Origin of the sequence: Kaistella sp. (assembly GCF_032060305.1) — a bacterium.
GTDB lineage: Bacteria > Bacteroidota > Bacteroidia > Flavobacteriales > Weeksellaceae > Kaistella > Kaistella yananensis.
Map to the genome: position 1 here is coordinate 22,002 of NZ_DAMBHK010000006.1, position 2,067 is coordinate 24,068.

Sequence of the window (2,067 nt, forward strand, 5' to 3'; positions counted from 1 at the left end):
CCGGATTTTGATATCGACTGGAGCTGGCAAAACAGAGACACCATCCTGGAATATATTTTTAATAAATACGGAAAAGATCACGTTGCGTTTTGCGGAACAAATGTCGAATTCAAATACCGTTCGATATTCCGGGAAGTGGGGAAAGCCTTTGGTCTGCCCAAAGAAGAGCTTGATGATCTTGCGACAAAACCCATGGAAACTCATGACGGCAATAAAGTCGTAAAACTGGTTCACGAATATGGCAAACTGATGGAGAAATTCCCCAACCAGAGAAGTATGCACGCTTGCGGAATTCTGATTTCCGAGGAACCTATTACGAATTATTCAGCCCTGGAAATGCCTCCAAAAGGATTTCCGATTGTTCAGTTTGATATGCATGTGGCTGAAGTCATCGGACTTGAAAAGTTTGATATTCTTTCCCAACGTGGTTTGGGAACCATCAGCGACACAGTGGGACTCATTAAAAAAAACCGCGGAATTGAAGTCGATATCCGCGATACTTCTATTTCTAAAGATGAAGCGGTGTGTAATGAGTATTTGGCAACAGGAAAAACAATAGGATGTTTTTATATAGAAAGCCCGGCAATGCGCGGACTTTTAAGACGTTTAAAATGCAGTGATTACAGAACTTTGGTGGCTGCCTCTTCCATCATCCGGCCGGGTGTCGCGCAAAGCGGAATGATGAAGGAATATATTTTCCGTCACAACAATCCCGATCAGTTTGAATATTTTCATCCTGTGTTTGAAGAAAATCTTAAAGAAACCTACGGAATCATGGTTTATCAGGAAGATGTGATTAAAATTGCGCAATATTTTGGCGGACTCAGTCATGCCGATGGTGATATTCTAAGACGTGCCATGAGCGGGAAAGAAAGATCAATTCAGAAACTGAATGAAGTAAAAAACAACTTTTTTAAATCCTGCAAAAATCAGGGACATTCGGAACAGATGACTACGGAAGCTTTCCGACAGATTCAGTCTTTTGCGGGATATTCGTTCTGCAAGGCGCACTCGGCGTCTTATGCGGTAGAAAGTTACCAGAGTTTATATCTAAAGGTTTATTATCCGCTGGAATTTATGGTTTCGGTCATTAATAATCAGGGTGGTTTTTACCGGACCGAAGTTTATGTTCACGAAGCGAAAATGTCGGGCGGAATCATTCAGAATCCCTGTGTTAATTCCAGTGAATTTCAGACTTCACTGCAAGGAAAAAATATCTTTCTGGGATTTATGCACCTTCAGTCGCTTGATACCAAAATTGCGCAGCTTATCTCTGAAGAACGGGAGAGAAACGGAAATTATCAATCATTGGAAGACTTTATCCGACGCATTCCGATTGGGATTGAAGGAGTACAGATTCTGATTTTTATCGGCGCTTTCCGGTTTACCGGGAAACAGAAAAACGAACTTCTCATTGAAGCAAGATTGCTGCTCATTAACTTCAAGCCCGAAAACAGAGGTAGAATGCTTTTTGAAGAACCAGTTCAGGACTATCATCTACCGGAGTTGAAAAGGGATTTTTTTGAGGATGCTTTTGATGAGATCGAAATCCTGGGATTTCCGGTTTCCTACACACCGTTTGACCTTCTGGAAACCAAATACAGAGGTTCTGTTTTTGTGAAAGATCTTTTGAAAAATCATAAAAAACAGGTAAAAATGTTGGCGTATCTGATTTCCCGAAAACACGTGCCAACCAAAAAGGGAACCATGTATTTCGGCACCTGGATCGACGTGAACGGCGATTATTTCGACACGGCGCATTTTCCGGATTCTCTGAAGCAGTACGATTTTATGGGTGGCGGCTGTTATCTGCTGTTGGGAACGGTTGAGGTAGACTATCATTTCCCGACCATAACCGTCATTAAAATGGCTAAAATGCCGATGATTCCCGATCCGCGTTACGCTTACCACAAAGAGAAGCAGTACGATATTCACCGCCAGATTAAAGAAGATGTAAGCATGACGTTCCGGAAGCCTTATCCTCAGGAACATGAAATCGGTTTACCGCGGCATAAAATCAGTTAAATTAGAAAATCAGCGTTTCTCATATTTCCAGTTGCGGCCTTT

The 2,067-nt window shown here is 41.9% G+C and carries 1 protein-coding gene; it reads left to right on the top strand.

All coding sequences use genetic code 11. The features are described from left to right. On the top strand, positions 1–2,025 hold a 2,025-nt coding region (locus tag V5N63_RS01565), incomplete at its 5' end, for a helix-hairpin-helix domain-containing protein (protein WP_332032394.1). Positions 2,026–2,067 lie beyond the last annotated feature (42 nt).